Source organism: Nocardiopsis sp. JB363, assembly GCF_900143625.1.
Lineage (GTDB): Bacteria > Actinomycetota > Actinomycetes > Streptosporangiales > Streptosporangiaceae > Nocardiopsis.
The window spans coordinates 1-1,400 of sequence record NZ_FRFF01000031.1 but is presented as its reverse complement, the minus strand read 5'-3'; the positions used below and the strand labels follow the sequence as shown (position 1 = coordinate 1,400).

1 protein-coding gene is annotated in these 1,400 nt (G+C 66.4%); it reads left to right on the top strand.

Annotation, left to right across the window (positions count from 1 at the left end; all coding sequences use genetic code 11):
- On the top strand, positions 1-1,120 hold a 1,120-nt coding region (locus BQ8420_RS05555), incomplete at its 5' end, for an HNH endonuclease signature motif containing protein (protein ID WP_087096732.1).
- Positions 1,121-1,400: the final 280 nt, after the last annotated feature.

The window sequence follows — 1,400 nt, the reverse complement described above, 5'->3', positions numbered from 1 at the left end:
CGGCCAGCGCAGTATCCAGGCGTGGATCACCCACAAGTGGGGCACCACCCCCGCCCAGGCCGGCAACCTCGCCACCCTGGCCCGCGCCGTCCACCGCCAGCAGCTCCCGCTGGTGGATGAGGCGTTCCAGGGTGATGCCCTGTCGCTGGGTGAAGCGTGCGCGATCGCGACCTCCACCGAAAAAGCTGTGACCGACTGGGCCAAGGTCCTGGAAACAGCCGATGAGGCGTTCAAAGCCGACCACCCCGATGTGGAGGGTTTCCGGGCCCGCCTGGAGTTCGGGCTGATCGCCTATAAGAAGGAATGCCCGAAAGCGTCAGTGCGGCAGTTGCGGGACGCGGCGAAATGGTTCGTCGCCCAACTGGACCCCGACAAGGCCGACCGGGATTACGACGAGACTTTCGACAACCGTGGCGCCCAATTCTCGCCGACCTTCGAAGGCGGATTCCTGCTGCGCATGTGGGGGCCGGGTGCGGATAACCAGCTCATCCAGGCCGCCCTGGACGCCTACACCGAACCCTACGGACCCGACAGTGCCGCCGTGCCCAAGCACCAGCGCACTTATGACGCGATGATGCGCATCTTCGAGACCGCCCTGGCCCACCGCACGTGCGCGAAGGCGCCCCGGCCGGTGGTCACGTTGAACATCACCGTGCCCCTCAAGCGCTACCTCGGCGACACCACTGCGGAGCCGGCGGTGACGGAGGACGGGGTGGTCATCCCCGACCAGATGATCTCCCGCCTCACCCCGAAGAGTTGGTTGCGCCGCTTCCTGACCGACGCCGAAGGCAAAACCCTCCTGGACGTGGGGCAGAAGCACCGGTGCGCCCCCGACCCCGTCCGCCAGGCGGCGGGGTATAAGGAGTTTCACTGCGAGTGGCACGAAGGCTGCGACATGCCGCGTAGCTGGTCGCAGTTCGACCACATCATCGCCTTCTCCCAGGGTGGGGCGACCAGCTCGGACAACATGCAGCTGCTCTGCTCCACCCACAACCGGCTCAAGCACCGCCTGCAGGTGAAGGCGAACCAGCAGATCTGGGAGCACCACCACACCCAGAACCGCCAAGAAGCTGAGACCGGCGGGGACGGTGAGGGGGAGCCAGCCCCAGCCACCGCCTAACACCACCGCACCAGCTTTGACCAGGCGAAAACATCGCCCCGCTCCGCACGATCAAAACCCGGAGCAGACCCCCGCACCTCTCGAAAAACACCCCCGGGTGGGTGTCAGACCCCAAAGGCCATGCCTTGTGGGGATACAGCCATGTCCGCACACCGAACCCCCTACCCAGAGCCATATCCGGTGGCCAACGTGGCTCCCGTTGGGGGTCTCGCCAGCACACTCGCACCCGCACCGGTACTGGCGCACATGCCGGCACCGATACTGCTGCGGGTACCGGCAC